This is a genomic window from Xanthomonas axonopodis pv. maculifoliigardeniae (genome assembly GCF_041519315.1).
GTDB classification, from domain to species: Bacteria; Pseudomonadota; Gammaproteobacteria; order Xanthomonadales; family Xanthomonadaceae; genus Xanthomonas; species Xanthomonas euvesicatoria.
This window is the reverse complement of sequence record NZ_CP167998.1, coordinates 2,903,994-2,930,351: the sequence shown is the minus strand read 5'-3', so window position 1 is coordinate 2,930,351 and position 26,358 is coordinate 2,903,994. Positions and strand designations below refer to the sequence as shown.

At 59.4% G+C, this 26,358-nt stretch carries 19 protein-coding genes and 2 pseudogenes; 18 read left to right on the top strand and 3 right to left on the bottom strand.

Going from position 1 to position 26,358, the window contains the following annotated elements:
• Positions 1-79: 79 nt before the first annotated feature.
• From ACDH77_RS12660 to ACDH77_RS12595, 14 genes and pseudogenes are all read left to right on the top strand, one after another.
• Entirely contained in the window at positions 80-1,111 is a 1,032-nt protein-coding gene (locus ACDH77_RS12660) for a virB8 family protein (RefSeq protein ID WP_181388280.1), read from the top strand.
• Entirely contained in the window at positions 1,108-1,875 is a 768-nt protein-coding gene (locus ACDH77_RS12655) for a TrbG/VirB9 family P-type conjugative transfer protein (RefSeq protein WP_008571003.1), read from the top strand. The genes ACDH77_RS12660 and ACDH77_RS12655 overlap by 4 nt, the downstream gene beginning before the upstream one ends.
• Complete coding sequence (locus ACDH77_RS12650) at positions 1,872-3,041, top strand: TrbI/VirB10 family protein (RefSeq protein ID WP_042773909.1); 1,170 nt, start codon at positions 1,872-1,874, stop codon at positions 3,039-3,041. The genes ACDH77_RS12655 and ACDH77_RS12650 overlap by 4 nt, the downstream gene beginning before the upstream one ends.
• 5 nt (positions 3,042-3,046) lie before the next feature.
• Positions 3,047-4,096 carry a P-type DNA transfer ATPase VirB11 gene (virB11, locus tag ACDH77_RS12645; RefSeq protein WP_031423280.1) on the top strand — a complete coding sequence of 350 codons (1,050 nt, stop codon included), beginning with the start codon at positions 3,047-3,049 and terminating at the stop codon, positions 4,094-4,096.
• Positions 4,097-4,158: 62 nt separating this feature from the next.
• Positions 4,159-4,989, top strand: coding sequence for a lytic transglycosylase domain-containing protein (locus ACDH77_RS12640; protein ID WP_031423278.1), 831 nt, complete (start codon positions 4,159-4,161; stop codon positions 4,987-4,989).
• Positions 4,990-5,046: 57 nt separating this feature from the next.
• Positions 5,047-5,457, top strand: coding sequence for a TrbC/VirB2 family protein (locus ACDH77_RS12635; protein WP_031423275.1), 411 nt, complete (start codon positions 5,047-5,049; stop codon positions 5,455-5,457).
• On the top strand, positions 5,450-5,761 hold the full coding sequence (locus ACDH77_RS12630; protein WP_051876417.1) for a type IV secretion system protein VirB3: 312 nt from the start codon (positions 5,450-5,452) through the stop codon (positions 5,759-5,761). The genes ACDH77_RS12635 and ACDH77_RS12630 overlap by 8 nt, the downstream gene beginning before the upstream one ends.
• Positions 5,762-5,861: 100 nt before the next feature.
• Positions 5,862-8,315, top strand: coding sequence for a VirB4 family type IV secretion/conjugal transfer ATPase (locus tag ACDH77_RS12625; RefSeq protein ID WP_031423271.1), 2,454 nt, complete (start codon positions 5,862-5,864; stop codon positions 8,313-8,315).
• Between the two features lie 70 nt (positions 8,316-8,385).
• Positions 8,386-9,138 carry a hypothetical protein gene (locus tag ACDH77_RS12620; RefSeq protein WP_031423269.1) on the top strand — a complete coding sequence of 251 codons (753 nt, stop codon included), beginning with the start codon at positions 8,386-8,388 and terminating at the stop codon, positions 9,136-9,138.
• Between the two features lie 88 nt (positions 9,139-9,226).
• Positions 9,227-10,300 (top strand): type IV secretion system protein, encoded by a 1,074-nt coding sequence (locus ACDH77_RS12615; RefSeq protein WP_031423267.1) that lies wholly within the window; start codon positions 9,227-9,229, stop codon positions 10,298-10,300.
• A 64-nt stretch (positions 10,301-10,364) separates the two neighbouring features.
• On the top strand, positions 10,365-10,823 hold the full coding sequence (locus tag ACDH77_RS12610) for a DUF4189 domain-containing protein (RefSeq protein ID WP_080721440.1): 459 nt from the start codon (positions 10,365-10,367) through the stop codon (positions 10,821-10,823).
• A gap of 23 nt (positions 10,824-10,846) precedes the next feature.
• Complete coding sequence (locus ACDH77_RS12605; RefSeq protein ID WP_146200117.1) at positions 10,847-11,428, top strand: hypothetical protein; 582 nt, start codon at positions 10,847-10,849, stop codon at positions 11,426-11,428.
• A 37-nt stretch (positions 11,429-11,465) separates the two neighbouring features.
• Positions 11,466-12,779 carry a peptidoglycan-binding protein gene (locus ACDH77_RS12600; protein ID WP_228729037.1) on the top strand — a complete coding sequence of 438 codons (1,314 nt, stop codon included), beginning with the start codon at positions 11,466-11,468 and terminating at the stop codon, positions 12,777-12,779.
• A 47-nt stretch (positions 12,780-12,826) separates the two neighbouring features.
• Positions 12,827-13,558 (top strand): annotated as a pseudogene (locus ACDH77_RS12595) (type IV secretion system protein); the annotation flags it as partial.
• A gap of 31 nt (positions 13,559-13,589) precedes the next feature.
• On the opposite strand, the gene ACDH77_RS12590 reads toward ACDH77_RS12595, so the two are convergent.
• A protein-coding gene (locus ACDH77_RS12590; RefSeq protein WP_228729825.1) for an IS3 family transposase occupies positions 13,590-14,698 on the bottom strand; the annotation gives its coding sequence in 2 pieces (ribosomal slippage) (positions 13,590-14,434 and positions 14,434-14,698; 1,110 coding nt in all).
• A gap of 306 nt (positions 14,699-15,004) precedes the next feature.
• Between ACDH77_RS12590 and ACDH77_RS12585 the strand changes: the two genes are divergently transcribed.
• Positions 15,005-16,621 carry an alpha-amylase family glycosyl hydrolase gene (locus ACDH77_RS12585; RefSeq protein WP_031423256.1) on the top strand — a complete coding sequence of 539 codons (1,617 nt, stop codon included), beginning with the start codon at positions 15,005-15,007 and terminating at the stop codon, positions 16,619-16,621.
• Positions 16,622-17,251: 630 nt separating this feature from the next.
• Here ACDH77_RS12585 and ACDH77_RS12580 read toward each other — a convergent pair.
• Positions 17,252-20,026 carry a TonB-dependent receptor gene (locus ACDH77_RS12580; RefSeq protein ID WP_031423254.1) on the bottom strand — a complete coding sequence of 925 codons (2,775 nt, stop codon included), beginning with the start codon at positions 20,024-20,026 and terminating at the stop codon, positions 17,252-17,254.
• Here ACDH77_RS12580 and ACDH77_RS12575 point away from each other — a divergent pair.
• A pseudogene (locus ACDH77_RS12575) lies at positions 20,015-20,340 on the top strand (hypothetical protein); the annotation flags it as partial. The gene ACDH77_RS12580 and the pseudogene ACDH77_RS12575 sit on opposite strands and share 12 nt — an antisense overlap.
• A 3-nt stretch (positions 20,341-20,343) precedes the next feature.
• Here ACDH77_RS12575 and ACDH77_RS12570 read toward each other — a convergent pair.
• On the bottom strand, positions 20,344-22,425 hold the full coding sequence (locus ACDH77_RS12570) for a glycoside hydrolase family 97 protein (protein ID WP_218489148.1): 2,082 nt from the start codon (positions 22,423-22,425) through the stop codon (positions 20,344-20,346).
• A gap of 243 nt (positions 22,426-22,668) precedes the next feature.
• Here ACDH77_RS12570 and ACDH77_RS12565 point away from each other — a divergent pair, with 243 nt between their 5' ends.
• Together ACDH77_RS12565 and ACDH77_RS12560 are read left to right on the top strand one after the other, a co-directional pair.
• Entirely contained in the window at positions 22,669-24,855 is a 2,187-nt protein-coding gene (locus tag ACDH77_RS12565; protein WP_031423247.1) for a Six-hairpin glycosidase-like protein, read from the top strand.
• The gene (locus tag ACDH77_RS12560; RefSeq protein ID WP_031423245.1) at positions 24,852-26,330 is read left to right on the top strand and encodes an MFS transporter; all 1,479 of its coding nucleotides are present in this window, start codon (positions 24,852-24,854) and stop codon (positions 26,328-26,330) included. Before ACDH77_RS12565 ends, ACDH77_RS12560 begins: the two co-directional genes overlap by 4 nt.
• Positions 26,331-26,358: the final 28 nt, after the last annotated feature.

Genomic DNA, 26,358 nt, shown 5'->3' with positions numbered 1-26,358 from the left:
TCCTACCTTCTCAAGTACCCGCGACGCGTTGCGGCAATGGTTTCAGGCCTGACAAGGCCTCACGGTGACGGATCTAGACATGTTGCGTAAGAAGGTCAGTGAAAAGGACGGTTCCGCCCAAGTAGGTGCGGCCGTTCAAAAAGCGGTGAATTATGAGGTCAGCATTGCCGACCTCGCGCGCCGCAGCGAAAAGCGTGCCTGGATCGTGGCGACGCTGTCGATGCTGGTCACCGTCATGACAGCGGGCGGCTACTACTACATGCTGCCGTTGAAGGAGAAAGTGCCATATCTCGTCATGGCAGATGCGTATTCGGGTACTAGCACCATCGCCAAGCTTGAGCCCAACTTTGGTGGTCGAACAATCAGTACCAGCGAGGCGCTGGCGCGTAGCAATATCGCGCGTTTCATTATTGCGCGTGAGTCGTTTGATCTTTCCATTATTGGCCAGCGTGACTGGAACACAGTCTCGGCAATGGGGGCAACAAACGTCGTGAGTGAATATCGCGCGCTGCATTCTGCCAACAATCCGTCGAGGCCGCTGAATACGTACGGCAAGCTCCGTGCAATTCGCGTCAATATTTTGAGTATCACCTTGATTGGTGGCAATGGGAAGGCATATACCGGGGCAACCGTGCGCTTTCAGCGAACCGTTTATGACAAGAACTCCACGGTTTCGACGCTACTGGATAACAAAATTGCCACGATGGGGTTCGTCTACCAGGATAATCTTGAGATGAGCGATAGCCTGAGGGTTGAAAATCCCCTGGGTTTCCGGGTCACTGATTACCGCGTAGATAATGATTACTCCGCGCTGCCCGTTGCCCCAGCCGCTGGTGCGGTCATCAGTGCTCAACCTCAGGCAGCAGTGCAGCAGCAGGCCATGCAGCAGCCGATGACTGGGATGACCGATCCAAATGCAGCAGGTGCCACCATTGCACCTCAAGGGGGCGTTCCGCTGCAACAAGGCATGCAGCAGCAAGGTGGCGCGCCTCAGCAACAGGCGCAGCCAGCATTTCCTGATCAAATGCAGCCGGCCGGTCAGCTGCAAGCGCAGCCTGCAATGCAACCCCAAGGGATGCCCAAGAATGTCAATGGAGCAAGTGGTCGATGAAACTTTTTAACCGATATAGGGTTGCGTTGTTGTCAGCGCTGCCACTTGCGCTGTGTGCTTTGTCAGCAGCTGCTCAGGTGGTCCAGGAATATGAGTATGCACCGGACCGTATCTATCAGGTGCGCACAGGCCTTGGCATTACCACTCAAGTGGAGCTGAGTCCGAACGAAAAAATTCTTGATTACAGCACCGGTTTCACTGGCGGATGGGAGCTTACGCGGCGAGAGAATGTATTTTATCTCAAGCCTAAAAACGTCGACGTCGATACGAACATGATGATTCGTACCGCGACGCATTCTTATATTCTTGAGCTCAAGGTAGTGGCAACAGATTGGCAACGTCTTGAGCAGGCGAAGCAAGCGGGTGTCCAATATAAGGTTGTATTTACCTACCCGAAGGACACGAGCTTCAATAATGTCGAGGATGCGGATGCTTCGAAGAACGGCCCGCTGTTGAATGCCAAAATCTTGAAGGATCGCCGTTACTACTACGATTACGATTATGCGACACGAACCAAGAAATCCTGGTTGATTCCAAGTCGTGTCTACGATGATGGTAAATTCACTTATATCAATATGGATCTGACGCGTTTTCCGACTGGAAATTTTCCTGCGGTCTTCGCTCGCGAGAAAGAGCACTCCGAAGATTTTCTCGTTAATACGACGGTAGAGGGTAATACTCTGATCGTGCACGGAACCTACCCTTTCCTGGTGGTTCGTCATGGCGATAACGTCGTCGGTCTGCGAAGGAACAAGCAAAAGTGAACTCGAATATTCCAAACAGTCCTGATGAGCGCACCCAGAACCATGGCGGGGATGAGCAGCGCAACGGCGAGCACAACGAGCGCAACAATCCTTACTTTGCGCGCCAGCAGGCCAGTGCAGAACCGGACCTGGATGCCAATGAGCCGATCTTAAGATCGAGCGACATCAAGCGCCTTAATCGCAAGGCCCTGGTGTTTCTTGCAGCCATTGCGGCTCTTTTGATTCTCGCAATCTTCTGGCTAGCGACACAAAGCGGGGAGGATTCCGCGCCTCCGAAGCCACGTACCGAGACGGTGGTCGCACCTGCGTTGCCGCAGAGCATGACGGCGCCAGTTGAGGAAGCGCCAGTCCCGCTAGCTCAGCAGCCCAGTTTGCCGCCACTGCCACCAATGCCGACCGACAATGGTGAAGAGGTCAGCTCCGCACCAGAACGTCAGCGTGGGCCGACGCTGTTGGAGCGTCGCATCCTTGCTGAGTCTGCTGCAAATAGCGGTGGGGTCCCCGGTCAACTTGGGGCACAGCCTGCGCCTGCTCAGGAAGATGGTCCGGTCACGCTGGCCAAGCCGATCAGCAACCCGGACGGTCTGTTGGTGCGTGGTACCTATATTCGCTGCATCTTGGAGACCCGCATCATCTCCGATTTCGGCGGCTACACATCGTGCATCGTCACCGAGCCGGTCTACTCCATCAATGGGCACAACCTGCTTCTTCCGAAGGGGTCCAAGATGCTGGGTCAGTACAGCGCCGGTGAGCCGACCTCTCATCGTCTCCAAGTTGTCTGGGACCGCGTTACTACGCCTACCGGTTTGGATGTCACGCTCATGGGTCCAGGCATCGATACGCTCGGGAGCTCCGGTCATCCGGGTAACTACAACGCACATTGGGGTAACAAAATTGCTTCAGCACTGTTCATCAGTCTGCTGAGCGACGCATTCAAGTATGCAGCAGCGGAATATGGCCCCGAGACCACAACGATTGGCGTGGGCTCCGGCATCATTACCCAGCAACCGTTTGAGAGTAATACCGCACGTAGCATGCAGCAGCTTGCGGAGCAGGCGGTTGAAAAATCAGGACGTCGTCCTGCCACACTGACGATCAACCAAGGAACGGTCTTGAACGTCTACGTTGCCAAGGACGTCGATTTCTCGGCTGTCCTGCCGAAGTGAATGAAATGGTTGCCATGACGATCGATGACTCCCCGACAGCGCGTATTTCCAATGACTTTCTGGATTACCAGTACTCCGTGCTGGGAATTCTGGACTATCTGAATTCGCCTGACGTGACCGAAATTTGCATCAATCGTCCTGGTGAGCTGTACCTGGAAACGATCCATGGATGGCAGCGAGTCGACGTGCCATCCCTCACCTACGACCGTGCGCGGCAGTTTTGTACGGCGGTCGTCAATGAGAGCAACACCGGGCAACGCATTACCGATGCCGATCCTGTCGTGTCGCTGACGTTTCCGACCGGACAGCGTGCGCAGTTCGTGATGCCGCCCGCCTGCGATGCGGGCAAGGTGTCCATTACGATCCGACTTCCTTCGAAGCACACAAAGTCGCTGGAGCAGTACAAGCACGACGGTTTCTTCGACGAAGTGCTTGAGCAATCGGCGGATGTCAGCGATCACGACCAGGAACTGCTTGAGCTGCGCCGCAAGCGCGACTACGCAGAGTTCTTCAAGAAGTGCGTGCTTTACAAGAAAAACGTCGTTGTTGCTGGGGCGACAGGTAGCGGCAAGACCACCTTCATGAAGGCCCTGGTCAATCACATTCCAAGCGAAGAGCGCTTGGTGACGATTGAGGACGCCCGGGAGCTATTCATTAGCCAGCCGAACGCCGTGCACCTGCTTTATTCCAAGGGCGGTCAAAGCACCAGCAACGTGACCGCTAAGAGCTGCATGGAGGCCTGCCTGCGTATGAAGCCGGACCGTATCATCCTTGCTGAGCTGCGCGGCGATGAATCGTTCTACTTCATTCGTAACTGCGCGTCGGGCCATCCCGGCTCCATCACCAGTTGCCATGCCGGAAGTGTTGAGCAGACCTGGGACCAGCTTGCGTTGATGGTGAAGGCCTCCAATGAGGGCTCCGGTCTGGAGTTCGAGGTGATCAAACGTCTGTTGAGAATGACCATCGACATCGTGGTTCACATCAAGGCGCACGCTGGACGGCGCTTCATCACGGGTATCGATTTCGATCCTCTTCGCACGCTGCGCGGTGGCTAGGGCATCGACGTCGTCGCTGATTTTGATCTGGTTTTTGAAGGAGTACTGACATGTTGCCTGGCATGGAACTGATGGGGTGCACTGGACTGGCCGTCCCCGGCGAGGTAATGCAACACGTTGTCCGTGTCGAGTCGTCGCGTAATCCCTATGCCATTGGTGTCGTTGGCGGACGCCTGGTGCGGGAGCCGCGCGGTCTGGCTGAAGCGGTCGCCACGGCGAAGATGCTGGAGCAGAAGGGGTACAACTTTTCGCTCGGTTTAGGCCAGGTCAATCGCTACAACCTGCAGAAATACGGCTTGGCGACTTATGAGATGGCATTCGACAAATGCCCCAACTTGGTCGCCGCCTCAAAGATTCTGGCCGAATGCCACTCGCGTTCTGGCGCCAATTGGGGGAAGTCGTTTAGCTGCTACTACTCCGGAAATTTTGAAACCGGCTTCAAACATGGCTACGTGCAGAAGATCTACGCCTCCATTCGGCAGTCGGTAGCGTCTTCCGGTGCCGAGCCCATCGCAGTCGTGCCAACCCGCCAGGTGCAATTGAAGCCGGCGAATCCTCTGCGACAAGCTGCAGCCGAACTGGCGGACGCGATCGTGTCTCGTCGTATTCAGGATTTTGCTGGCGCGAGCCACACGGCGGCTTCACCGCCAGGGCCTATGCTATCCCCGCCTACGACAGCGTATTCCTTGCCGAGCCGGGCGGCGCCTGTGGCTCCTGCAGCTGCTCCGGCAGAAAACGAGCTGTATGTAGTGAAGGCAACGGGGCAGGGGCGGGGGGTGGCGGTACCAGCCTCCGGTCCGCAGGCTTCGACGCTGATCGAGCAATCTGCACCCGTTTCTACGCAGCGAGCACCGCAAACCGTTCCGCAAGTGGATAGTGCATTCGTTTTTTAGGATGGAAATTGCCAAGGATATGGCTGCTGGACCCCCCCTGTTCCCAAGGAGTTAGACATGAAGTTTGAAATCGATAACAAGACGATCGCCGATGCCAAAATGGTCGGCACCCAGGCAGTAAAGGCATTGCTATTCATTTCGTTGCTGATGGTGGCCGGCGGTGCATCCGCAGACGGCAACGGTCTGGCAGACACCGACACCCGTGTGTGTGGGTTTTTGAACAATGTGACCAAGCTGTTGAACATGGGCTCGATCGCAGTGGTCACCATCGCAGTCATCGTGGCTGGCTATCAGATCGCTTTCGCACACAAGCGCATCTCAGAAGTTTCGCCCATTCTCATCGGTGGCGTACTCATTGGTGCCGCTGGCCAGATCGCCAATATGATCCTTCAGAATAAAGAAGGAAGTTCGGGTGATTGCTCGACGATCACCGGTTCGCTGATGCAGATCGCTCAATACTATGCATAAAGACGTACTCTTCCGCGGATGCACCCGCCCCGCCATGTTTTTGGGGGTGCCTTACATCCCCTTCTTCATTGGTGCGGGCGGTGGCTTGCTGTTGGGGATGTACATCGATCTTTGGTACCTGTTGACCATTCCAGTCATCATCTTTGGCATGCAGCAGATGGCCAAGCGTGACGAAATGATTTTCAGGTTGCTGGGATTGCGCTGGCTGTTCCGAATGCGTGCGCGAAACCTTCAGCGTTATTCAGGAATGTGGGTCTTCAGCCCAAATGAATATCGCAAGAATCCCCCGGGAAAATCGCGATGAGCACGTAGCCGTCTACCAACCCCACGCACACAACCCGCGTGGGGTTGGTGTTTGCGATAGTCGCTTGGTGTGATGCTTCCTCTCTAAATTTGGTAAGACCATGTTCAGTCCAGACAGTCCGATCAGCGAGTTTGTTTCCATCTCGACGCATGTTGCGCCGTCCGTCGTTAAGACGACCGCTGGCGACTACCTGTTGATCTGGCATCTGGGCGGGCTGCCGTTCGTGGGGCGAGACGAGTTCGAGCTCGAACAACGGCACAACACGTTTAACCGTCTTTTGCAGACCCTGCGCGCGCCGGATTTTGCCAACGTGGCATTTTGGGTCCACGATGTGCGGCGTCGGCGCAGAATCGGTGCAGGCGGACGTTTCAAGCAGGCGTTCAATCAGAATCTATCCGACGAGTATTACACAGCGCTTTCTTCGCAAAAGATCATGCAGAACGAGCTGTATTTCAGCATGATTTACAGGCCGGTAGTCACAGGGCGCCGCTTGGTTGAAAAGTCCGCGAACCCGGACAAGATTCGCGCTGAGGAAGAACAGGCTGTCGCAAAGGTTGTCGAACTGGCGACTAACGTCGAAGCCGTGCTCAAGGATTATGCGCCATACCGTCTCGGTATGTACGAGGCCAAAAATGGTGTGGTTTTCTCCGAGACATTGGAGTTTCTGGGCTACTTGTTGAACCGAATCGATGAGCCGGTGCCGGTCTTGCCAGCTCCGGTGCCCGCGTATTTGCCCGTCAGTAAGCACATGTTTGCCAACAAGACCGGCGATTTCGTCATTCGTACTCCAGACGGAATCAATCACTTTGGCGCTATCTTGAATATCAAGGAATATGCGGATGGAACCTATCCGGGCATTCTCAATGGCCTGAAGTACCTGGACTTCGAATACGTCATGACGCACTCGTTCAGCCCGGTCGGACGACACGATGCGCTGAAGGTGTTGGAACGCACCAAGGGGATGATGATTTCTTCAGGGGACAAATCGTCGACCCAGATCCGCGATCTCGATGTCGCGATGGACGATGTTGCCTCAGGAAACTTCGTGCTCGGCGAATACCATTTCACCTTGGCAGTCTACGCCGACAGCCAGGAGAAGCTGGCGAGGCAGATCGCAACCACCCGAGCCGAATTGTCCAATGCCGGCTTCGTCTCGGCCAAGGAAGATCTTGCGATCGCATCGTCGTTTTATTCGCAGCTGCCAGGTAACTGGCGCTTCCGTACGCGCATTGCCAACCTGAGTTCGCTCAACTTCCTCGGGTTGTCGCCGCTGCACAATTTTGCCCAGGGCAAGCAGCACAACAATCCATGGGGTGACTGCGTCACCACTCTGCAGACAACCAATGGGCAGCCGTACTACTTCAACTTCCATGCGACGCATCCGTCCGAGAACTCATTGGGTGAGAAGGCCATCGGTAATACGATGGTGATCGGTAAGTCGGGTACCGGTAAGACGGCGCTGATCAACTTCCTGTTGAGTCAGGTGCAGAAGTTCGACCCGATTCCGACCATCTTCTTCTTCGACAAGGACCGCGGCGCGGAGATCTTCGTGCGCGCGTGCGGTGGCAACTACCTGGCGCTGGAGAATGGGTCTCCGACCGGCTTCAATCCCTTTCAGTGCGAGCGCAATGAAGCCAACACCCAATTCCTGGCCGAGTTGATCAAGGTGCTGGGCGGCAAGGCCGAATACAGTGCCCGTGAGGAAGAAGATATCTATCGTGCGGTAGAAGGCATGCTGGACACGCCGATGCACCTGCGCAGCATGAGCAATTTCCGCAAGAGTCTGCCCAACATGGGCGACGACGGTCTGTATGCGCGTCTGCGCCGCTGGACAGCTGGCAATTCGCTCGGTTGGGTGTTCGACAATCCGGTGGACACGATCGACCTGACGCGGGCGTCGATCATCGGGTTCGACTATACCGACGTGATCGACAACGCCGAAGTGCGCGTGCCGGTGATCAACTACCTGCTGCATCGCCTGGAAGCGCTGATCGACGGCCGCCCGCTGATCTACGTGATGGACGAATTCTGGAAGATCCTGGACGGCAAGGGTGGCCTGAAGGAATTTGCCAAGAACAAGCAGAAGACCATCCGTAAGCAGAATGGCTTAGGGATTTTCGCCACGCAGAGCCCGGAAGATGCGCTGGCCAGCGACATTGCCGCCGCGTTGATCGAGCAGACGGCCACCATGATCCTGCTGCCGAACCCGAATGCCAGCCGCGACGATTACATGGAAGGGCTCAAGCTCACCGACGCCGAATACCAGGTCGTGGTGTCGCTGGATGAGCGTTCGCGCTGTTTCCTGGTCAAGCAAGGCCACGCATCGGCGGTGTGCCAGCTCAACCTGCGCGGGATGGATGACGCGCTGTCGGTGATTTCCTCGTCCACCGACAATATCGAGATCATGCACCAGATCCTGGCGGGCAAGGCCGGCAAGCTGGGCGTCACCGTCGACCAGCTGACGCCGGAGCAGTGGTTGGCTGACTTCTATGCCAACCGCAAGGGCTCCGGTAAGCGCAAGTCGGCCAAGGACAAGGAGGTTGAAGATGCATAGCCAGCCAACGCAATCGCAGCAGTTTCACACCGCACCATCTTCATTTGTGTCACAGGAGGCGAAGAACACCATGACAATCAAGTTCAGACATTTTTCCCGGGTCTTCATGGGACTGGTGCTGCTCAGCATGGCGGGAGCGGCCAGTGCGCAATGGGAAGTGGTCGACAAGGATCTCAACGAAAAAGTCGATCAGATCCGGAAGAACCAGACCATCAAGAACGGCGACGGTAAGGAATCCAGTGGCAAGGAGGTCGAGAAGCCCAAGGAGACCTTGAAGAAGGTGCCAGATGATCAGGGTGTGGCCGCCTGTTCGGCGTCTACCTCCGGTACCCCTGTCTCTGATTCGCAGAGAGAGTCCTGTGAGCTGATCCAACGTACGCGCAATTCCCAGTTCAACTACATGGTGGCGATGTACGAGATCACCACCAAGCGCCTGGAGCGTCTGCGCACGATCGAGGAAGAGCGCAAGAAAATCGGCGACCAGAAGATTGGCGAGCTGGAGAGCAACACCAATAAGCTGCTGGCGCTGAAGGCGATGATGGATATCGATCGCCAGCAGATGGAGTCGGCCATGTTTGCCTACGAAAAGCGCCTGGCGGCCTTGACCGAACTGCAAACCGGCGCTGCGAAGGCCGCGATGGCGGGCAAGGAGCCGCCGAAGGGAGACGGAAGCGATTCGTGGATACCGTCCTGGATTCCCTCTGATCTGTTGAGCCTGGGCAAGACAGTGGCGGCCGGTCTGGTGATGAAAGGTGCACTCAAGACGGTCGAGAGTGAGAAGCCATCTGGCATGGAACCGCCATTGGCGATCGACAAGGACTGACGCGGTGGCACGGTCGGAGCATGCAGCGTAATCAACCCCGGGGCAGCGACTGCCCCACGGCGTAGCCGTTAAGTGGATGTGGTGACATATGGATTTTTTGACGAACATCGCCCAATACGAATTTTTTCGTCTGATCAACGATTACCTGCGCAATGAGATTGCGATTTTCCAGTGGAATCTGTTGCAGCGGACGACGGCGTGGGTGGGGGTGGTGGCGCTCACGGTGCTGACGCTGTGGATTTTGATCCAGGGCTACCGAATCGTGACCGGGCAGTCGCGTGAGGCGGCGATGGGTCTGGTGGTGACCGCGCTGCGTGCTGCGTTGATCATCGGTCTGGCCACGAGCATGGCCCAAGGGTCCTCGCGGCTGTACTGGACGTTGACCGACGGGGTCAGCCATGCGATCACCAAGACGGTGACGGGCGACTCCGATAGCCCGTACGAGGCGATCGACAAGAATCTGATGCTGATGCAAGTGGCGATGTCGGGTCTGGACCAGATCAACACCGGTGGCGATGCAGAGAGCAAGGATGAAAAAGACCGGGCCCGGTGGTTCACCGGCATCGGCATGGCTGGTCCAGGTGTCGTTGCCGGCTCGATGTTGCTGCTCAACAAGCTGGCCATGGCGCTGGTGGTTGGATTTGGTCCGTTGTTCATCCTGTGTCTGCTGTTCCAGGCGACGAAGTCGTTGTTCAGCAAATGGCTGCTATATGGACTGGGCACCGTGTTCTCGTTGTCGGTGTTGACCTTCACGGTAAGCTTGGCGACCAAGGTGGTCGGCGCAGTGGGCGCTGCCTTCGTCGCCAAGTGGGCGATGAATGGGTTTACGGGCGAGGGCATCAGCAGCATGGCGCTGCAGCAGGGAGGATTAGGACTGGTGTTAACGACGTTGATCATCACCGCACCCCCGATGGCCGCGGCCTTCTTCCAGGGCACGCTGGGCCAGTTCACGGCGTATTCTGCGCTGGGGCAGTTGGATCGGGCAGGTCAGTCGCCAGCTGCTGGGCGGCCTTATGAGCCAGGGGCGCCGGCTAGGGACACCAACCGCACTGACACCCACGCTAGGGGCGGGGCTGACAACATAGTTCGCTCGGATGTAGGTAACCGCGCTGAGTCTTCTCCCGCTCAAGAATCCGGAAATCGAGGTCTTGCGCAGCGATAATTGGTAAACGCGAAGGAATGATCCCGTGAAAGCGATATATATAGTCCCGTTGTTATTTTCACTGATGAGTGTCAATTGTGCTTTTGCTCAAACGGCCTGTCCCGTTGGCGTCGCTCCTGGTAGCCCGCAGTGCGGGCCTGATTCTGGCACGTCAAGAGGCGACATTCCGACGCCTCCTCCTAGACCCACGGGAGAGTGGATTAAGACATGGGGTGCTATTGCTACCTCTCAATCGACAGGTGAAGCTGGAACATCAATTGCGAAGCTGTCCGAAGAAGATGCTAGAAGGTCTGCCGTGCATCAGTGCGCATTGGGTGGCGCATCGGATTGTAAGGTCCACTTGGTTTACAGGAATCAGTGTGCAGCATTCGCTGCTTCTCATTCTGATACCTATTTCCAAGCTGCCGAGAGTAAGGAAGTGGCAGTTCAGTTGGCAAAGAAGAGTTGTGAAAAAAGTGAAACGGGTTCCTGCAAGGTAATGTACTCAGATTGTACTGATCCGATTTTCAGAAAATATCACTAAGTTATTAAGGCGAGGTGTGGGTAATGGACTTTTTGCGAAAACTGTCTGTCTCGCTAGGGTTGGTGCCGCTGCTATTTCTAGCAGCGTGCGATCAGGACGCTGAGCGGCAAAGATTAACCAGTCAATCGCAAAATTCACATAAACCAGCCGATGAATCTGGGCGTCGAGAAAAAAACTCAAATGAGGTTTTGGAGCCACGGGCTGCCTCCAAGGCGAATGCAACTCAAACGCCTGACTCCGAATCAGTTGATATCCAAAAGCTTGCGCGCGGTTTTAAAGAAGGTATGCCTTACGGCGATCTTCGAAAAAAAGTTATTGCCGGAAATTGGAAGCCGGTAGTAAGTGCTGAATGTAAGAAAAATGTTGTTGGCGACGATTTTGAAAGCGTGTGCTCGAAAGATCCCGAGCAGTGTGCAATCTGTGATGAGGTGCCAGAACTGAATATTTGTAGTGGGGACGGGCATTGCATAACCGAATTTTCCAGTGTTGACCATCGACAATCACTTAAGGTATCTACCTATGGGGAAATTCGGGACGCACTGGTGGAGGGTGAAAAGTCAAGGCTCTTCGTTTCCTGGTGGGATGTGTCCTCTAAAGCTAATTGATTCGATTTATATTTAATTTCACAGGAGGTGTTTAGATATGAGCAGTCCTTTGGCGGATTTAATTCAGCGGGGAGAGTCTGGTCGCGGTAACTACAATTCTTATAATCGAGGTACTTACATCGGCAGCGATGGGCGTGAGCATATTCGCGGGAGCACTGGACCTATAGACTTCTCGTCTATGACGGTCGGCGATGTCATGGATGCGCAAGCGTTGCCGAGGGGCGACCAAGAGCGACTTTTTGCAGTGGGGCGCTACCAGGTCATCCCTTTCACGATGAAGGATGCTGTAAATAAGTTGGATCTGGAACGGTCTGAGGCGTTTACGCCAGAGATCCAAGACCAAGTGTTTTCAGACTATCTGATTACCCACAAGAGGTCTGCAGTTCGCAACTATATTACTGACGCGTCCGGTTCATCGTTAAATGGTGCGCAAACTGCGCTCGCGCAAGAATGGGCAAGTATTGCTGACCCTGATACTGGTAAAAGCTATTACGACAAGCCGGGTGGCTCGAATCATGCTTCGATTACCAATGCAGAGACAGAGAATGCGCTAAATGCGATGCGTCAGTCATATCGTCAGGCAATCGAAAGCGGCGTAGCGCCTGAGCAGGCATGGAAGCAAATCAATTCTCAGCCTCCCCAGCAGCTTGCACAAACCCAACAGCACAAACGCGATGCCGCACAGGACGGCAAATTGGAACAAGGCGAGCGCGGCGAACAAGTGAAGCATTTGCAAGGCCAACTTGCGCAACTCGGCGCTTTTGGTCGCGATGGCAAATCGCTGCACGCGGATGGCGATTTCGGCGGCAACACCAAACACGCTGTCGAGCAATTCCAGCGCGAGCACGGGTTGCAGATAGACGGCGTCGCAGGTCAGCAGACCCAGGCCGCTTTGGCTAAGGCGTTGACCCAGGGGACATCCAAGCACCCTGAGCATACGGCCGCGCTTGCTGCGCCGGCACAGGCAGCCTCCAGCCTCTTGTTGTCTGACCCTCGCCATCCCGATAACGCGATGTACAACGGTGCAGTGAGCAAGCTCGAAGCGCTGGGGGAACGTGGCGGTTTTGCCAACCGCAAGGAACTCGAGCAGGCAGCCGGCCAAATCGTGTTCGAGTCCAAGGTCAGCGGTCTCCAACGCATCGACCATGTGGTGCCCAATAAGAGCGGCGACGGCTTCTTCGCAGTGCAGGGCGAGATGACCGACCCGGCAATGCAGCGGGTTTTTGTGGATCGCAGCCAAGCGCAGAATCAGCCGTTGGAAAACAGCAGCCGGCAAGCAGCCGAGGAAAGCCAGCGTCAGGCCACCCAGGTGCAGGCTCAGGAAACTTCGTCGCGCTCGATGTCCATGTAATTTGGAAGTGCTGGCCGTTGCGTTTCAGCGACTGCCAAATCGCCAAGATGGTCAGGAATGTCCGCCTTGGCTGTACTTGCAACGATTCGCGTAATGAGATTGCGATTTTCCAGTGGAATCTGTTGCAGCGGACGACGGTGTGGGTGGGGGTGGTGGCGCTCACGGTGCTGACGCTGTGGATTTTGATCCAGGGCTACCGGATCGTGACCGGGCAGTCGCGTGAGGCGGCCATGGGCCTGGTGGTGACGGCGCTGCGCGCCTCGCTGATCATCGCCCTGGCGACGAGCATGGCGGAGGGTTCGTCAAAACTGTACTGGACGCTGACGGAGGGTGTCAGCCAGTCCATTACCCAAGTAGTGACCGGGGATTCGAAAAGTCCCTACGATGCGATCGACAAGAATCTGGGGTTGATGCAGATCGCGATGATGAGCATCGATCAGATCCAGACAGCAGGCAACCAACAGCGCGACGACGAGAAGACCCGCGCGCGCTGGTTCACTGGGGTAGGGATGGCCGGCCCCGGGGTGGTGGGCGGCTCATTGCTGCTGTTGAACAAGATTGGGATGGCACTATTTGTGGGCTTCGGTCCCTTGTTCATCATGTGCCTGCTGTTCCAGGCGACGAAGTCGTTGTTCAGCAAGTGGCTGCTATATGGGTTAGGGATGGTGTTTTCGTTGTCGGTGCTGAGCTTCACGGTGAGCCTGGCGACGAAGGTGGTTGGCGCAGTGGCGCTTGCTTTCCTGGTCAAGTACGCGATGCCAGGCTCAAGTGGTGAGGGCGACGTCCCCCCGCTCTGAGTAGCGGCCGGGTTTAGAGTCCGGGGTTGATGATATCGGTGTTGGCCAGCTGTTGGGCATACGCAGATGGCGTCATGCCGCCAATGGCCTTCTTGGGTCGCTCCTCGTTGTATTCGCGTCGCCAGCGTTCGATCTCGGTACGCGCATGCAGCAGGGTTGGGAACCAGTGCTCGTTGAGGCATTCGTCGCGCAGCCGGCCATTGAACGATTCGACGTAGGCGTTCTGGTTTGGCTTGCCAGGCTGGATCAGCCGTAACTGCACGCCACGCGCATGTGCCCAGGCCACCATCGCTTTGCCGCAAAACTCCTTGCCGTTATCTGTGCGGATCACCTGTGGCAAGCCGCGACTGTGCGCCAGCCGATCCAGCACGCGTGTCACGCCATGGCCCGAGATTGCGCGCTCCACCTCGATGGCGATCGCTTCGTGGGTTGCATCGTCCACGATCACCAGACACTTGATCACTCGGCCTTCGGCGCTGCGGTCGAACACGAAATCCATCGACCACACCTGATTGGCCTGCGATGGCCGCAGCAGCGGCTGACGCTCTCCTATCAGCACCTTTTTGCGCTTGCGGCGCCGGACCTGCAGCTGCTGCTCGCGGTACAACCGCTCCACACGCTTGTAGTTCACGATGCGTCCTTCCTGTCGTAATTTGAGATAGATCATCCCCACACCATAACGGCGATGGCGATGCGCCAACGCACAGATGCGTTCGCGCAGTTCGACGTTGCGATCTTCGCGCGGGCAATATCGCAGCGCACTGGCGCTCATGCCGATCACTGCCAACGCACGACGCTCGCTGGCACCACGCCCGATCCACTCGCGCACCAGCATGCGACGCGCCGGTGCGCTCACCACTTTTTTCGCAGTGCATCCTTGATCAGGTCGTTCTCGAACAGCTGCTCGGCCAGCAACTTCTTCAGCCGCGCGTTCTCGGACTCAAGGTCCTTGAGCCGCTTGGCATCGGGCACGCTCATCCCGCCGAACTTGCTGCGCCACAGATAATAGGAAGCCTCGCTGAAGCCATGCCGCCGGCACAGGTCCTTGATCGCCACACCGGCATCAGCTTCGCGCAGGAAGCCGATGATCTGTTCTTCAGAAAAACGCTTCTTGACGTCCAATCTCCTCGAGTTAGGGAATTGGACTCCAAACTGAGGTGCTACTCAAAATCGGGGGGGCGTCGCCCCTGCTGCCGAACCCCAATGCCACTCGCGACGATTACATGGAAGGGCTCAAGCTCACCGACGCCGAATCTCAGGTTGTAGTGTCGCTGCGACGCCACCCAATTTTGACCAAGGCCTCGCGATCTTTCAGCAAGCGCAATGAATACGTATGCACGTCCGCGCCCACAGAGTGCCACACCGCTAGGCTAACGCCCTTAGTCGGTGGCCGTGTTGGCTGCCAGCAGTGGCCCGGGAGGGGCGTGCATGTTGCAGACACCATGGTGGCGCGGGGCCGTCATCTATCAGATCTATCCGCGTAGCTTTCTGGATTCCAATGGCGATGGGGTCGGCGATCTGCCGGGCATCATCGCCAAGCTCGACTACATCGCCGGGCTGGGCGTGGATGCCATCTGGATCTCGCCGTTTTTCAAGTCGCCGATGGCAGATTTCGGCTATGACATCGCGGACTACCGTGCGGTGGATCCGTTGTTCGGGACGCTGGACGATTTCGACCGTCTGCTCGACAAGGCGCATGCGCTTGGCCTGAAGGTGATGATCGATCAGGTGTTGAGCCACACCTCGATCGAACATGCATGGTTCCAGGAAAGCCGGCAGGACCGGACCAATGCGAAGGCGGATTGGTATGTGTGGGCCGATCCGCGCGAGGACGGGGCGCCGCCCAACAACTGGTTGTCGCTATTCGGTGGTGTGGCGTGGCAGTGGGAGCCGCGGCGGGAGCAGTACTACCTGCACAACTTCCTGGTCGACCAGCCCGACCTCAATTTCCATAACGCCGAGGTGCAGCAGGCAACCCTGGACAATGTGCGGTTCTGGTTGGACCGTGGAGTGGATGGCTTCCGCCTGGACGCGATCAACTTCTGCTTCCATGACGCGCAGCTGCGCGATAACCCCGCCAAGCCGGCCGACAAGCGGGTAGGGCGTGGCTTCAGTGCGGACAATCCGTATGCCTATCAATACCACTACTTCAACAACACGCAGCCGGAAAACCTGGCGTTCCTGGAGCGCCTGCGTGCGCTGCTCGATCGCTATCCGAATGCGGTAAGCCTGGGCGAGATTTCTTCGGAAGATTCGTTGGCGACCACGGCCGAGTACACCGCCAAGGGCCGTCTGCACATGGGCTACAGCTTCGAGCTGTTGGTGCAGGATTACAGTGCTGCGTATATCCGTGAAACGGTCAGCCGGCTCGAGGCGACCATGCTGGAAGGCTGGCCGTGCTGGGCGATTTCCAATCACGACGTGGTGCGTGCGGTGACGCGTTGGGGCGGCGAAGATGCGTCGCCTGCGTTCGCCCGCATGGTGGTGGCGCTGCTATGTTCGTTGCGTGGTTCGGTGTGCCTGTACCAGGGCGAGGAGCTTGGGCTGGGCGAGGCGGATGTGGCATTCGAGGATCTGCAGGACCCGTATGGCATCACGTTCTGGCCGACTTTCAAGGGCCGCGATGGATGCCGTACGCCGATGCCGTGGACCGATGCGCCGTCGGCGGGTTTCACCAGCGGCAAGCCGTGGCTGCCGTTGTCCGAGCCGCATCGTCTGGCTGCAGTGAGTGTGCAGCAGGACGATGCCCAGTCTGTGCTGAGCGCCGTGCGGGCATTTCTGAGTTGGCGCAAAAGCATGCCGGCCTTGCGGGAAGGGGCGATCGCGTTCTACGACACCGCAGAGCCGGTGCTGATGTTCCGGCGTGAGCATGCCGGCCAGGTCATGCTGTTGGCGTTCAATTTGTCTGCCGACATCACCGAGCTGGCACTGCCTGCAGGTGCATGGCGCCAGATCGATGTGCCGGGGGTGGAGCGTGGGGTGATCGAGCATGGTCGCGTGCGCTTGCCGGGGCACGCCGTCGTTTGTGCAATGGGCGGGGAGTGACGCTACCGCTTCACAGAAAGCTTGATGGGTGTGTTTGATTGATACCGGCGAGGCGTTCCTTTGGGATGCCTCGCTTTTTTGTGGTGGGTGTTAGATCCGAGTTGGCGTGCATGCGATGCGCGGTGCCTGGTAGGCGAATCGAGATGAGTTATGTAGTGGCGCCGCTGTAGGAGATGGTCAGGTATCTCCTCTTGGTCGATCAAATTTGAAGAATCGGCTGCCTGATGAAAATCGATTGCGAAAGCATATTCCCAAGCGATGCCGCGGCTAACCTTTCAGAGGATGTCTGGCGCTCGGAAACTGCAGGACGTGAAGTGCGCGCGTGTGGGCCTTGCGCTCGATTCCTTCCAGCCTGTCCCAGACGATCCGACTCGAAGGGAAAATGCTGTTCAAAGAAAAGCCGCCGGTGTTTAGCCGGCGGCTTTTCCTTGGTGGAGATTTCGAAGTTCTAGAGCGAGACGCCGTGATTGCATTGCGCGTAATAGATCATCGCTCCTGTCGGGAGATCGATTAGGAGGTGAAAGCAGGGCTTTTTGGATGCCGAGGGTGTTCGCGTGGGATCCGTACCCTCACCCCAACCCCTCTCCCGGAGGGAGAGGGGCTAACAGCGCCATTTATCCCTGCAATGGCTCAGAACTTGTAATTCACACCCAGCACAAAGGTGCGGCCCCACTCGATGTATTCCAGCGGGCGGTCCTTGGTTTCTGCGTACGTGCGATACGGGGAGTTGCTGAGGTTGCTTGCCTGCAGCAACAGGGTCAGGCCGGATAGGCTGCTGGCTTCGCTGAAGTTGTAGCTGATCTGCGCGTCGGTGATGTTTTCGCCGACCACGTAGCGCAACGTGCGGTTGCCGTTGAAGTTGCCGATTTCGCCGATGAAGTCCGAGCGGCGACGCTGGCTGACGCGTGCTTCGAAGCCTTTGTGCTCGTAGTACGCGGTCAGGTTGTACACGCGCTTGGACAAGCCCGGCAGGCTGATTTCACCGTCGCCCACGCTGGAGGCGCTTTCCGGGTCGCGGATCTTGACGTCGCTGTCGTTGAAGGTGGCGCTGGCCTGGATGCCAAAGCCTTCCAACGGCGCGAAGATCAGATCCAGCGGCAGCGAGGCGGTGAGTTCGACGCCGCGCAAGGTGCCGCCCTTGCCGTTGAACGGGGCGCTGAAGGTGCCGGTGGTCAGCACCGGTGCAGAGCCCGGCGGCGGCACGTAGCCGGCGACCAGTGCGGAGAAATCGTAGTTGTCGCGGCTCTGGGTGTAGATGTAGCTCTTGAGGTCCTTGTAGAAGAACGCCGCGGCCACGTAAGCACGGTCGGCAAAATACTTCTCGTAGGAGATGTCCAGGGCATTGGCGCGCCATGGATCGAGCATGGGGTTGCCGCCGCTGGCTCCGGGGCGCCCGGTGGAGGTGTCGACACCGAATTCCAGCGATGCCCGCAGTTGATCCACGCGCGGGCGTGCGACCTGCTTGGCCATGGCGAAGCGCAGCGTTTGCTCGTACGGGAACTGAAATGCCAGGTTCAAGCTGGGCAGCCAGTCGCGATAGGTCTTGCCATCGTCGATGGGCCGCACTTCGCTACCGGCCGGCTGCGAGGCGTCCCAGTAGTTGGCCTGCGAGGACTGGTCTGCACTTTGCAGCTGCACGCCAATATTTCCGCGCACGCCTACTTCGCCCCACTCGGTATTGATATTGGCACGCAGCCAGGCGGTGGTGATTTTTTCTTCCACCGTCCAGGCCTTGGACACCAGGAACGAGGCGTCGTCGCTGGGGTTGAACAACATATAGCGCGCCACCGTGGCCGGCACATTCCACGCAGGCAGGGAGCCGAGACCGGCGAAGCCGAGATTGACCGGCGCGTATTGCAGGTCTGCCGCCACCGTGGCCTCGCCCTGCGCGCCCAGGGTGATATTGCCTTCGGGCTGGGTCTTCTGCTTTTCGCGATTGGCGTAGTTGACGCCCACATCCAGGTCCGAGAACCAGCTTAGCGCTTCGGGCATCGGGAAGCTGGCCTGCAGCCGCGCGCCCTTGAGCACGTCTTCCACGCTTGGCACCTTGCCGTATCCGGAGCCATAGATGGTGTTGGTGAGGAACAGCTCGTCTGGATTGGAATAATTCATGCCCGGCGTCAGCTGCGAGAAGCCGTTGCCGACAACCGACACGCCCACGGTATCCAGCTGCGGCATCGGTGCGCGCTGGAGATTGTTTTCCAGGTTCAGTTCGTCGCGTGTGGCCTTGGAGTAGTTCAGGTCGGCGACGATCTTGACGGAGCCGGCCGTGATTTCGTTATTCCAGCCGAAGGCGTCGATCTTGTCTTCGCGCTTGTTGTACATGCCACGCACCAACGGATAGACGCCGCTGGCATCGCCGCCGATGAAGGTATTGCGATCGTTGACGCGCACGTTGCTGATGTTCAGGCCGGGCGTGTAGCCGCCGTTGTAGTTGCTCAGATTGAGCTCGAACTGGTTGGCGGTGTCGATCTGCTCGGCTTCGGTGTGGAAGGCATCGAGCGTGCTGGTCCAGGCATTGGACGGGCGATACTGCAGCGTGGCCATGACGCCGTCGCGCTTCTGGTTGCCGGTGCGGCGCAGCGCCTTGATGCCATCGGAAAAATACACGCCATCGGCGACACCAGGACGCTGCCGCTGCGCGTTGACCTGCTGCCACGGTTCGTACAGGCCTACCTGGTTTTCCTGGATCGGCATGTCGGTATGCGCGTAACCGATGGTCAGGCCGATGGTGCGGTCTGCGAATTGGTCGATGTAGCTGACATTGAAGCGGTTGCCGTAGGGGTCGACGTTGGCGGCCTTGCCCAAGGAGTTGCGCTGGTAGCGGCCACCGATGGCGATCACGCGCTCGTTGTAGCTCAGCGGGCGGGCGGTCTGCATGTCCACCGTGCCCGACAGGCCTTGACCGACCAGGCCGGCATCCGGTGTCTTGTAGACGGTGACGCCGCTGACCAGTTCTGATGGATATTGGTCGAACTCCACGCTGCGGTTGTCGCCGGTGCTGACCACTTCGCGCCCGTTGAGCAGCGTGGTGGAGAAGTCCGGCGACAGGCCGCGCACGCTGATCACCTGCGCACGGCCGGCAACGCGTTGCGCAGCCAGACCGGGCAGGCGCGCCAGCGATTCGGCGATGCTGACGTCCGGCAGGCGACCGATGTCTTCGGCCGAAATGGCTTCCACGATCGAAGTGGAATCGCGCTTGACCGAGATGGCGCCTTCGATTGCGCGGCGCAGGCCGGTGACCTGGACCTTGTCCAAGTCGGTGACCGCGCCGGCAGTCTGTTCGGACGCACCTTGTTGGGCGTCGCTTGCTTGTGCAGGCGTTGCCGTTTGCGCGGCGGCCCATGTCGGTGCCATGGCAACGGCCAGGGCGATACTCAGCGCGGAGCGCTTGTGCTTCAACATTTTCCCCTCCCAGGTACATGTTGTTTTTTGATTTTTGATCCGGCAGGGCTGCCTGGATGTCATGCGTCGCGTGCCACGATGGACGTCAAACGACTGCGACGTATGGTAGACACGGCACCTGGGTGCAAACGTGCACTGCATACGTATTCACTGCGGTGTTGCGCGATGAAATCGATTCCACCCAGGGCCATGCCGGCGACGGCCAGGTGATTGCGCTCAGCAAGGACATGCTGCGCGATGCGCAGCGGCGGTATGACCGCTGCGCCGTGCAATCGATCGTGCTGGCTGTGCGCATTGGCGCCCAAGCGATGTCGTGGTCAGCGTTTGCCACCCATCGGAACAAAGCGAATGGCCTGACCACCGCCCGGTGCCAGACGCAGCTCCAGCGTATCGGCACTGCTGACCTGACGTTCTTCGCGCACGAAGGCGAACGGGTTGCTGGCATAGTCCGCGCCGTCGCCATCGCGATAGATCTGCGCGATGTAGCGCACGCCGGGTTCGAGAAAGCCCAGTGGCACCTGCAGCAGGCGGCCGTGTTCGTCGGTGATGCTGCCCAGGAACCAGTCGCGGCTGTGCCGGTCCTTGCGTGCGATGGTGACGTAATCGCCCACTTCGCCATTCAGCGCGCGGCTCTGGTCCCAGTCCACCGCCACATCTTCGATGAAGCGGAACGCATCGCGGTGTTGCAGATAATGCTCGGGCAGATCGGCGGCCATCTGGATCGGGCTGTAGAGCGTCACATACAGCGCCAGCTGCCGCGCCAACGTGCTGGGAATGGCCTGGCCGTTGCGGCCCTTCAGGCTGACGATGCCGGGCGTGTAATCCATCGGCCCGGCGAGCAGCCGGGTAAACACCAGGTTGACTTCGTGCTCGGGCGGATTGGGCGGCTGGCCCCAGGCGTTGTATTCCATGCCGCGCGCGCCTTCGCGCGAGATCCAGTTGGGATAGGTACGGCGCAGCCCGGTGTCCTTGATGGGCTCGTGCGCATTGACCGCAATGTGGCGCTGCGCCGCTTCCTGCACCACGTGCAGGTGGTGACGTGCCATCCATTGCCCGTCGTGCCATTCGCGCAGCGGCGTGCCGCCCGCGGGGTTGCGCCGTTCCACCTGGCCGTCGTCGCAGACATAGCCGGTCTTGACCGAGTCCACGCCGAAGCGCGCATACAAGTCCATCGCTTCGGCGATCTGATCTTCGTAATGGTCCACTGCGCACCCGGTTTCATGATGGCCGATCAGATGTACGCCCTTGGCGGCGGCGTATCTGCTGAGTGCTGGCAGGTCGAAATCCGGCGTGGGCCGGGTGAAATCGAAGCTGCCGCCATTGCCGAACCATTCCCCGTCCCAGCCGGGATTCCAGCCTTCGACCAGTACGCCGCGAAAGCCGTGGTCGGCGGCGAAGTCGATATAGCGTTTTGTCGTCGCGGTGGTTGCGCCGTGTTTGGGCCCGGTGGCCCAGGTCTGTTGATTGAGATGCATCGACCACCACACGCCCACGTACTTGGATGGCTTGATCCAGCTCACCTCGCCCAGCACATTGGGTTCGTTGAGGTTGAGGATGAGGTTGGATTCCACCAGGCCGGTGGCCTGATCGGCGATCTGCAGCGTGCGCCATGGCGTATCGAAGGGCAGGCTGCGGCGCACCTTCCAGCCTTCGGCAGCCGGCGACAGCTGCGCGCGCAGGCGCTGGTTGTCGGTGCGGCGCAGCCACATGCCGGCGTAGTCGACCAAGGCCGCTTCATGCAGTGCGATGTGCAGCCCGCTGTCGGTGCGCAGCGTGAGCGGCGTATGCGCCAGCGCAACCTGGTTCAACGGCGTGTGCCGATACAGATACTCGTAGTGGATCGGCTCGCCTGCGGGAATCCACCAGGCATCGGCCGGTTGCGCGATGGCGAATTCGGTCACTTCCTCGTCGATGATCGCCTCGCGCATGCCTGCTTGCTTGGGGAAGTGATAGCGCAGGCCCAGCCCGTCGTCGTAGACGCGGAAGATCACGTCGAAGATGCGCTGCGCACCGTCGCGCTCGCCCAGGCTCACGCGCAACTCGTTGTAGTGATTGCGCACCAGCCGCGTCTCGCCCCAGGGCTGCTCCCAGGTGTCATCGTGACTTTGGCGCGCCTGGGCAAGCACCGCCATGCCGCGGTCCAGCCGGCCGTCGCGTAGCTCGAACCCCAGCCGCGAGCGTTGCACCACCGCCTCGCCGAGGCGCTGCACGCGGTAATAAGGCGTGCCGCCATCCACCTCCAGGCTGACCTGCAGCACCTTGTTCGGCGACTCCACGCTGACGGTGGTGATTTCGGCATGCAGCTGCGGCGCGGCACCGCCGAACAGCGTGAGGACCAGCAGCTGGGCGATCCATGCGGCGCCCAGTGTCGAGTGCGCTCGACGTGAAGACAGCGGCATATCCCCTCCCAAGGTGACCGTTGCGCAAGCAGTGACTATGCAGTGCCTTGCAGTGGATGCGCCGTGCTACGCACTGCTGGAAACCCATGAATACGTATGCAGTGGTGCGGAACAGCAGAGTGCGCGTCTACCATGGCGCCACGGCACCTGGGAGGGTCCGCGCCCGTGGCACGTCCGTGCCGCGCACCACAACGCGTGCAACGAGGGAGGAAGGCCGACGGCGCAAGCTGTCTTGCCGCTTCGATGTTGAAGATGATCTGCATGGCTGCAACGCTGGGCGTTGCGGCAAGTTCGCCGGCACTGGCCGACGAACTGGAATTTCAAGGACGCCGGGCCCAAGCGCAGGCATTGGACGACGGCAGCTTCGTGTTGCGCTGGCCGCAGGGCGAACGCCGCATTGCGGCACAACCGATGCGCACGCACACCGCCAGCCCGCTGTTCGACGCCTTGTTCGCGCTGGCACAGCAGGAAATGGCCGACGACCGCGTCGAGGCGATCCGCGACCCCGCCTTCAACGATGGCAAGCCGGTGCCGTGCGCCTGCTTCGAAACCGGCGAACGCTGGCCTTACGTCTGGACGCGCGATGTCAGCTTTGCGGCCGATCTTGCGTTGGCGCAGCTGGAGCCGGAGCGCACGCGCAATGCACTGCGCTTCAAGCTCTCGGCCGCACGCGATGGGCGCACGCCGGGACTGTTCGTGGCGCAGGACACCGGCTCCGGCGGCAGTTGGCCGATCAGCAGCGACCGAGTGGTGTGGTTCCTTGCCGCCCGTGGCTTGCTGGACGACAAGCCGTTTGCCGAAGAGGTGTGGCAGGCGCTACGGGCAACGATCGCGCAGGACCGCGATGCCGTGTTCGATGCGCAGATCGGTCTCTACCGCGGCGAAACCTCGTTCCTAGATTGGCGAGAACAGACCTACCCGGACTGGACGCGCGAGGACGTGCGATTCATTGCCGAATCCTTTGCGCTCTCCACCAACGTGCTGCATTACCAGGCGTTGCGGCTGGCCGAACAGTTGGCGCGCCAGCAGGGCGATGCACGCGCTGTGCAATATGCGCAGTGGGCCGATGCACTCCGCCAGGCCATCGATAGGCGTTTCTGGGATGCGCGCAGCAGCCAATACGTCAGCTATCTCGGCAGCGCAGCGCATCCGGTGCGCTACGCCAAGGTGGATCTGCTCGGCCTCTCGCTGGGCGTACTGGCCGATGTGTTTCCGCCGCAGCGGGCGCGCCTTGCGCTGCGCAATTACCCGATGGTTGCGGGCGGCAGCCCGGTGGTGTGGCCGCAAGAGGCCGCGCAGCCGATCTACCACAACCGCGCTGTCTGGCCGTTCGTCAGTGCCTATGCGCTACGCGCTGCACGCACGCTGGACGATGCGCCACGCATCGCGTTGGAGCTGCAATCGCTGATGCGTGGTAGCGCGCTGGCGGGCTCCAACATGGAAAACTACGAGATGCAGCGCCTTGCGGTGCACGTGGAAGAGGGCGCGCGCAGTGGCCCGGTGGTGAACTCGCCACGCCAGCTGTGGTCGGTGGCGGGCTACCTGTCTGCAGTGCAGGAGGGTGTGTTCGGGCTGTCGGCCGATGGCAAGCTACAACCGAAGTTGCCGCGGTCCTTGCTGCCCCTGTTGTTTGGCGACGCCAAGCAGATCGTGCTGGAACAGGGCGCACGACGGTACGTGCTGCAGCGCCCGGCGAACGATGCCGGCGAGTTGCTGGTGGCAGGACGCAGCGAACGGCAGGGGCAGACCACGCTGGTGCAGTTGGTTGGGCACAATGCCGACCTGACGCCGCCGCCGCGACCGAAGCAGGTCTTCGCACCGCAGATGCCACCGGCGCCGGTCGCGCAACAGATCGGCAACACGTATCGCATCGATATTCCGGAAGGAACAACGCTGTATCTGGACGGCCACGCACTCGATGCCAGCGCGCACTGGGATCTTCCCGACGATGGCGTGCTGCATGTGCTCAGCCTGACCCGGCGGCGCGATGGTCTGGAGTCGCTGCATAGCCCGTCGTTGACGCTCGGCCCACTGCAGCAGTTGCCGGGCAGCCAGCGCTGGAGCTGGCGTCCGGCACATGCAGGCGTGCATCGGGTATCGCTGCGTTACCGCAATGACAATGGCCCGATCAATACCGGGATCACGGCAGCGGTGAAACACCTGGTGCTGGAGTGCCCGGGGAAACCCGCACAATCGCAGGTCATCGTGATGCCGCATAGCGTAGGCGAGCAGCTCTCCACACAAGTGACTTTCGATGCGGTGGCGGGGCAGGCCTGTACGTTCCGGCTCGAGAACGGCTTCAATATGAGCGCATTGGCGCACTTTGCGCAGTACAACGGCGGCCGCGGCGGCCGTGATGGTGTGGTCAATGCGGCGCAGGTCAGTGCGTTGTTGGTCGGGCCTGCAGCACGCGTGGAGGCCGCGCCATGACCGCCAAGCCACGCTTGAATTTCTGGCAGATCTGGAACATGTGCTTCGGCTTTCTCGGCATCCAGTTCGGCTTCGCACTGCAGAACGCCAATGCCAGCCGTATCTTCCAGACCCTGGGCGCGCAGGTCGACGACGTGCCAGGCCTGTGGATCGCTGCACCGCTCACCGGCCTGATCGTGCAGCCGGTCATCGGTTACCTGTCCGATCGCACCTGGAACCCGTGGGGCCGCCGGCGTCCGTACTTCATGGTGGGCGCTGTCTTCACCACGCTGGCCTTGCTGGTGATGCCCAACGCGCCGATGCTCTGGGTGGCCGCCGGGACGCTGTGGGTGTTGGATGCATCGATCAACATCTCGATGGAGCCTTTCCGTGCGCTGGTGGGTGACCAATTACCGCCGTCGCAACGGCCGACCGGCTACGCGATGCAGAGTTTCTTCATTGGCATCGGCGCGATCGTCGCGAGTTTTCTGCCCTGGCTGCTGACCCATTGGGGCATTGCCAACACCGCGCCGCCAGGCCAGTTGCCCGACAGCGTGCGCTACGCGTTCTACCTCGGCGCGGCGGTATTGTTCCTGTCGATCACCTGGACGGTGCTGCGTACGCGCGAGTACAGCCCAGAGCAGTTGGCCGGCTTTGACGATGCGCATCCGCCTCTCGCACAGGTGGCAAGCACTGGCATGGCGCCGACACCCATGGCAAGCGTGCTGTGGTGCGGTCTGGGCGTCCTGCTCGCCACGGCCATCGCCTGGCAGCAGGGCGACCGCATGCTGTACGTGCTGGCCGGGTTGTGTCTTGCCTACGGCGTCTTGCTTGCCTTGGCTCGCATGTTGCCCGCCACCAGCATGTTGGTGGCGATCGTGCAGGACGTGCGCAGCATGCCGATGACGATGCGTCGCCTGGCCTGGGTGCAGTTCTTCTCGTGGTTTGCCTTGTTTGCGATGTGGATCTACACCACTGCCGCAGTGACGCAAGTGCATTTCGGTGCGAACGACACCGCTTCGGCGGCCTACAACGATGGCGCAAACTGGGTCGGCGTGTTGTTCGGCGCCTATAACGGGTTTGCTGCATTGGCTGCAGTGGTGATTCCGCTGCTGGTGCGTGCGATCGGCTTGCGCTGGAGCCATCTGTGCAACCTGTGGCTGGGTGCCGCCGGATTGTTGTCGATGCTGGTCATCCGCGACCCGCAGTGGTTGCTGCTGTCGATGGTGGGGGTCGGTTTCGCCTGGGCCTCGATCCTGTCGCTGCCGTATGCCTTGCTGTCAGATAGCGTGCCTGCTCCAAAGATGGGCGTGTACATGGGCATCTTCAATTTCTTCATCGTGATTCCGCAGTTGGTCGCCGCCAGCGCGCTGGGCTTTGTACTGCGCGTGTGGCTGGGTGGGCAGCCGATCTATGCATTGGCCATTGGCGGGCTCAGCCTGTTGATTGCAGGCGTGTGCGTGGTGCGGGTTCCAGTGGCCTCGGGAGGGCAGTGATGCGCAGTGCGATGTATGTGGCGTTGAC